The organism is Luteolibacter sp. (assembly GCF_058122085.1).
The window spans coordinates 21,490-27,599 of the sequence record NZ_JBIKBQ010000046.1; the positions used below are offsets into that span (position 1 = coordinate 21,490).

Genomic DNA, 6,110 nt, shown 5'->3' on the forward strand with positions numbered 1-6,110 from the left:
CCATTTTTCCGGCCAAACAAGAATTGCGCACCTGTATTTTGCGTCAATTCACGGGTTGGAAAACCATATTAAGAAGCATTTATCCAAGATATTGCGTCGAAATCCGAAATCACGAAGATGCGATCAAGTGATTGACGAAATGGCGCGTGGCCTTGTGGCCGCGGCGCGTTCGAAGACTCCGGGGTTCCCTGCGGAAACGGTGTTAGTCGGCGGCAACCCGCACGAATCGTTTCGGCTCCGTGAGCGGCGCTCCGCTCAGTGTGACCACCACGGTTTGATTGCCATTGCCGTCGGTTGGACCCGCGGCTTGGTTGTTGGTGGCATCCACATCCTCCGTCCAGCTACCGGCGGCAAGGGTGGTGGAAGTCAGGATTCTGTAGGTCAGGCCGCTCGCGGCAAGCCGTTGATTGCTGAACTGGCCGGTGGTTTTGTTCAAGGGCATGAGAACCGGATTGACCGACGAACCCGAGATGGGACTGAGACCGAAGGCGAACTCCTGTTGGTTGGTGAGTCCGTCGTTGTCGGGATCCAGGGATCGGGAGGAGTCGGGATGTGTGGTGCTGCCCCAGTAACTCATCTGAAAGGCTTCATAGCCGGTGTGGCGCTGAAGCGGACATTGTCGAAATCGAGCACGGTCGAAACTCCTCCGACTTTGGCGATGCGGAGCGCGAGCGATTGATTCGGAGTGACGGAGGCTCCGGTCACGTAGCTGAGGGTGGCGTCGTTGAAACTGCCGGAGGCATCGCCGCCATGGAGTGCGTCAAGAGCGGATTTATCATAGGTCGCAGTGGCAACGACGATTCCGTCTGCCAGAATGTCGAGACGCGAGTTGCCGAAAGTGCTTGCGATATCTCTCACGCCAAGGGCGACGGTCAGGGTGTAGCGGGTGTTGGGCTCGAGTGTCGCACGGGTCGTGTGCAGGAAGCAATTGTTTGCGATGCCACCATCAAGGACCGCAACATGGCACCCGTCCATATGGGGCAGCACGCCTCCGTTGATGGTGTCAATCGCGGCGGCATAGGTGCCAGTGGTGGGATTGTGGAAGCCGTTGTTTCCGGCGGCGGCGTTGAGTCCGTCCGCAGTGAGGATGCGCCAGCCGAGCACCGATGGTGAATCGAGGTTTGATAGATCAACGACATGGCTGGCACCATCCGCGAGCGCGGTGAGACCGGTGGTGGCGGGGTCGCGGTTGTCTTCGAAGTCGCCATTGCGCGGAGTCGCGGTGGTGGTCCCGCGCAGAATGTCACGCCATTGCGTGGCGTGATCCAACAATCCGGCGGCATTGAAGTGGACCGAGTCGCTCAACTTGCCGCCTGCGGCATCCTCCAGATGGAAGGCGTCGGTAGTCGGACCGATGAACACATTCGCATCGCCAAACACAGCCAGGCGCTGGCCGGCGCAAACCGGTTCTTCCTGGGTCAGATTCGAGCCGGGGTGAAATGAGGCCTCGGCCAGATACCACGGCACCGTCCAGCCTGCATCCGTCCGGCTTTGTGTGATCATCGAGTTCAGCCGTGCGGCGTGGGTGATGGCGGTGACGCTGGCAAGGGAGTCGGATTCCCCCTGATGCCACAACACGGCGCGGCAGCCGGACGCACCTAACGATTGAAGCGCGGGCTTGAGCAGGTTGTCATAATTCGCGGTGCCCGGAACCCACTGGCTGACCTCAGTGCCACCCACGCCCACGCAGATGAAGCCGATGGGAATGTCATCCGCTGCGGCGAGTTGGTCGCCGAGTCGCGACCAGACCGAACCTCCGGCGCCTCCCGCCAGAGGCTGCGGATCGTATCCTTGACGCCAGGAAGCCGCGCTGACGGAGGTGCGGGTGGACACGCGGTCATCGGCGGGCGTGTGAGCCGGTCCGCCGAAATTGGCGGAATTCGATTGCCCGGCGGTGAGATAGATGTCGCCGACGCCGACTTTTGCCAGCGTGGCCACAGGACCTGGCGATCCTGCGGTGATGGCACGGACCTCCAACTGATACCAACCTCCGGCGGCGACATCCGATAGGGGGCCGGTGAAACTTCCGCCGCCGGGACTGGTTTGAATGGTCTGCCAATCGGTGCTGGTGCCGGAATTTCCGGCTCCACCCATCACCACCGCCCGCGCATCGATGCGCTCCGGCGCACCGGTGTATGTGCCTGAGATGCCGAGGTTGCCGGTATTTCCGGAAGATCGCTGGACGATGTGGCGGGAGGTCGGGCCGCTGATCGTCACGATGGATGCAGCCAGCGCATCGACCGTGAAGGGCGCGCTGTCCGCCGCCGTCAAGGTGTCGCCGCTGGTCCGCGTTGCGGTCAGCACCACACCGGCTTCAGCCTGATTGTAGGTGACTCCGCTGATCGTGACCGAATGGGTGCCTGCGGCGATGGTGCCGTTCAGCGTTCCGGCCAGGGAGCCGGTGCCGGTCTGGAGGCTGAGGCTCACCGCCGTGTCCGCCGTCACATTCCCCGGCGTGCCGCCCGCGTCCTGCGCCTGCACGGATACACCGAAGGCCGCGCCCGCGGTGGGATTGAGTCCGCCGTTGGCCGCGGTCACCGCCAGTTTCGTTGGAGTGACCGGAGTCCCTGTGGTGGGTATTCCGAAAACATCGATTTCGCGGATGAGGGTGCCTTCAGTCGTGTCGCTGTCAGGCGTAACCCCGTTGACCCCGATTGGATCGGTGAAGGTGAAGCGGATGCTGTCCACCCCGGTGGCGAGCACTCCGCCCGTGTCGCTGACGGTGACAAAGGTCTCATAAGCGGTGGGGCTGTTGGTGTCGTTGAAGGGTTTGTAGGAAACCGTGGCCAGAGAGGTGTAGGATGCCGATCCGACGGTGCTGACCTCGATGGTGTAGGTCTGGTTGGCCTGGGCCGCCGAGACGGTCGCCCAACCCATGAAGGATTTGATCGAGGTGAGGTCGTAACCCAGAACATTCACCGTGACGTTCAGATTGTAGGTGGCCGTAGCCGGGAAAGCCCCGGTTGCCACCGCGAAAAACGTGTTGTCGGCATTGGTGTTCGAGTAGTTGCCATCGTTGATGCCGGTGCCCGGAAATACGTCATAGGAGGTCGCTGAAACCGTGGCCGACGAAAGCGTGGACTGGCCGGCATTGATCAAGTCCGTGCTGCTGGTCTGCCCGGTGTAGTCCAGAACGGTGGAGCTGGATGAATTGGCAAACGTCACCGCCGCATCGGCGGAGGACAGCCAAACGAGGTGCATGATGGCGAGCGCCCAAGGAGTGTGTTTTTGGTTCTTCATCGTGGTATGGTGGTGTAACTAGTGGTGCGGCGGTGGTGGCACAAGAACTTTGAACTGTCCACCGCCATCGACCGCTCAGCAAAACCGGATGGACCAACTTGTGGATTGTCTTCAATGGCGGATTGCCGCGCGATTGGATGCTCACGGATTCGTTCGATCTCAAAGGCAACATCGCGGTGATCGATCACTATGAATTGTTTCTCGCCCAGTTCGAACACTTGCTTGCCAGCGTACACCAATCACCCGCGGAAAACACCGCCGGCCTGTCATGCCAGTTGATGGGCCTGCTTTCCCACATGCTGCGCACGTCTTGCGGCGGACAAGTCCATCACTTCCACAAGGACGAACTGTTGTCCAGGGCCTTGGCCTTGATCTGGGGCGGCGTGTTGGAATCCATGACGGTGCCAGCCGTGGCGGGGCATTTGGATTGCGGCAGGCGGTCTCTCGAGAGACGTTTCAAGAAAGGCACCGGACGCAGCGTGCTCGATGAAATTCAAGCCTGCCGGATCGACCGCGCCCGGCACCTGATCGTGGATACCCATATCCCGCTCAAGGAATGCGCGACCCGCGCCGGATTCAATACCTGCGAGCACATGCGGCAGGTGTTTCGCAAGCAATTCGGCATGTCACCCGAAGCGCTCCGCAAGGAACGCGGCGATGCCGGGCCAAATCCGCGGCTGGAAAATGGATGCCGATGACGGAGGCCGCGCTCACGGCTACGGGGTGATGAACCAGCCCACGATGCCGCTGTTCATCTCGCTGATCCTGGCCAAGAAGTGCGGTGTCGATTCGCCTCGCATTTCCCAAGCCATCGAGCGGACTACCAACCACTACATCAAGAATTACCTCAACAAGGGTGCCCTGCCTTACGGCAACCACGGCCCAGCCTACAAGGGCTACAACAACGGCAGCAGCGCCTCTTTGGCCGTGGCCCTCGCCGCAGATCTTCGATGAGGTCGCCGCGATCCTGCGTGACACGAACGCCGACCTCGACGTCCGCGTGGCAGCCGCCGGCGTGCTCGGCGGCGTGGCCTGGGCCCGCCATGTCGAACCGGAGGAAAACTTCGGCAAAGCGGATTTCGATGAAGGCGGTATCAGGGGGTTATTTGGAACCCTTGGCACCCGCTGGCGCACTTTTCTCGATAAGCTCAATGGCTTTGGCCGCAAATCGCGCGCCAAGATCAGGATACTTGTCCCCCGGGTAGTGGACATCATCGTTGGGCCCATTGAGGTCGTCAGTGTCGATCCAGTCGCCATCGGCAGCGTCTTCCGCAAGCTTAACCTGCGCGGCTCTTACTCTCTCCCATTGCTCTGCCAATTCCCCCTTGAGCCCTGCATCACTAATGCGGCCAATCACGAAACCGATATCTTTACGACCTAAATCCGCCTTCATTCGCCCCAGCAACCTTAGAAAGCTTTCCCCGTATACTTCTCCAAGAGCCCGGCCCGCGTCCGACTCGCCCTGCATCCAGATGAACGTGACCGTGTCATGCGTCTTGCCCTCGGCCGCCTCGCCGGCCGCCTGAATCAATTCCCCGTAGAGCGTACCATGCTGGTTCAAGTGTTTCTCCTCCGGTGCAGTCTCTTTACCCGGAAAGCGATAGTTGTCGGGAAACTTGTAGTCCTTGTCCCAGAATCGGAGACCCCGCCCGGACTGGCATTGATAGACCACGGTGACGTTCTCCTTGCCGTAGCGCTCTTCCATGACACGGACAAAGCCGTCCTTGAGTGGGGCCGTCATATTCGACTGGCCGGAGAGTATGAACAGGCGCTTCGCCGGTTCGGCAGCTTCTGCCGCTGCGACCATCAGCACCATCGTGATAATCGCATTAACTCGCATTTTCATTCGACTGCTGCTAGGAAATTGCTTTTCACGGATGGTGCGCATGAGGACAGGTCAGAGGTCGGGATTTGGGCTTCAATGGTGTGCCAACGGATCGTACAGGTTTTCCCACCCTTGCAAGGAAAATCTGCATGAAAAGAATGTTTGCGGGTTTCGGTGGAGGGGATAACTTGCCGCCGAACGACTCAGGATACCCTGTATCAAACACGATTTTCCCGCATGTTATCCCGCCTTCCCGTCCCCAACCAACCAACAACCCCGTTTTCTCCCCGCTGGGTGAAAAAGCAAATTCATGGCATTGAACCGGCGATGAATTTCACCAACGATGAGCGGAGATTCATCACATGAACATTCACATCATCGTCACCGGCGGCACCTTTGATAAGGAATACAACGAGCTGAATGGTGAATTGTATTTTAAGAACACGCATGTGCCAGAGATGCTGAGTCTGGGTCGCAGCGGCCTGAAGACGGAGATCCAGACCCTGATGATGGTCGATAGCTTGCAGATGACTCCTGATGACCGTGCGCGCATTGTCGAATGCTGCCGGACGGCCGCGGCAGATCGAATCGTGGTTACACACGGAACCGATACCATGACTGATACCGCTGCCGCCCTTGGACGCAGTGGGTTGGATAAGACCATCGTCCTGACGGGAGCCATGGTCCCCTACAAATTCGGCAGCTCGGACGGGCTCTTCAATCTGGGTGCCGCACTCGCGTTCGTGCAGTCTCTAGCGTCAGGTGTCTACGTTGCCATGAACGGCCACGTGTTCCCGTGGGACAACGTTCAGAAAAACAAGGCCGCTGGTATGTTCGAGCCTTTACATCCCATAGTCGATTAAATGGACCAGCAGCATGAGATCAACTTGTCGAAAGAGCAGTGGCAGACACGACAGACGTTGATTGCCCGGGCGCGCGATCCCAACGACAGCCAAGCTTGGGACGAATTCGCCGGTTATTATGCGGGCTTTATCCGCATGGTGCTGATGCAGCTGCACACGCCACTGGATGACCTCGAAGATCT

At 59.5% G+C, this 6,110-nt stretch carries 6 protein-coding genes and 1 pseudogene; 4 read left to right on the plus strand and 3 right to left on the minus strand.

Going from position 1 to position 6,110, the window contains the following annotated elements:
* Positions 1-202: 202 nt before the first annotated feature.
* Both AC4DF4_RS08750 and AC4DF4_RS08755 read right to left on the minus strand, forming a co-directional pair.
* Positions 203-577, minus strand: coding sequence for a hypothetical protein (locus AC4DF4_RS08750; protein ID WP_490047739.1), 375 nt, complete (start codon positions 575-577; stop codon positions 203-205).
* Entirely contained in the window at positions 574-3,240 is a 2,667-nt protein-coding gene (locus AC4DF4_RS08755; protein WP_490047740.1) for a sialate O-acetylesterase, read from the minus strand. Before AC4DF4_RS08755 ends, AC4DF4_RS08750 begins: the two co-directional genes overlap by 4 nt.
* A 137-nt stretch (positions 3,241-3,377) precedes the next feature.
* On the opposite strand from AC4DF4_RS08755, the gene AC4DF4_RS08760 reads away from it, so the two are divergent.
* Together AC4DF4_RS08760 and AC4DF4_RS08765 are read left to right on the plus strand one after the other, a co-directional pair.
* Positions 3,378-3,938 carry a helix-turn-helix domain-containing protein gene (locus tag AC4DF4_RS08760; RefSeq protein ID WP_490047741.1) on the plus strand — a complete coding sequence of 187 codons (561 nt, stop codon included), beginning with the start codon at positions 3,378-3,380 and terminating at the stop codon, positions 3,936-3,938.
* Positions 3,925-4,194, plus strand: coding sequence for a DUF6288 domain-containing protein (locus AC4DF4_RS08765; RefSeq protein WP_490047742.1), 270 nt, complete (start codon positions 3,925-3,927; stop codon positions 4,192-4,194). The genes AC4DF4_RS08760 and AC4DF4_RS08765 overlap by 14 nt, the downstream gene beginning before the upstream one ends.
* Before the next feature lie 148 nt (positions 4,195-4,342).
* Here the strand turns inward: AC4DF4_RS08765 and AC4DF4_RS08770 are convergent, their stop codons facing one another.
* Entirely contained in the window at positions 4,343-5,128 is a 786-nt protein-coding gene (locus AC4DF4_RS08770; RefSeq protein WP_490047743.1) for a sialate O-acetylesterase, read from the minus strand.
* Positions 5,129-5,427: 299 nt separating this feature from the next.
* Here AC4DF4_RS08770 and AC4DF4_RS08775 point away from each other — a divergent pair, with 299 nt between their 5' ends.
* Both AC4DF4_RS08775 and AC4DF4_RS08780 read left to right on the plus strand, forming a co-directional pair.
* Positions 5,428-5,928, plus strand: a complete 501-nt coding sequence (locus tag AC4DF4_RS08775) for an asparaginase domain-containing protein (protein ID WP_490047744.1) — start codon at positions 5,428-5,430, stop codon at positions 5,926-5,928.
* Positions 5,929-6,110, plus strand: a pseudogene (locus AC4DF4_RS08780) (hypothetical protein); the annotation flags it as partial.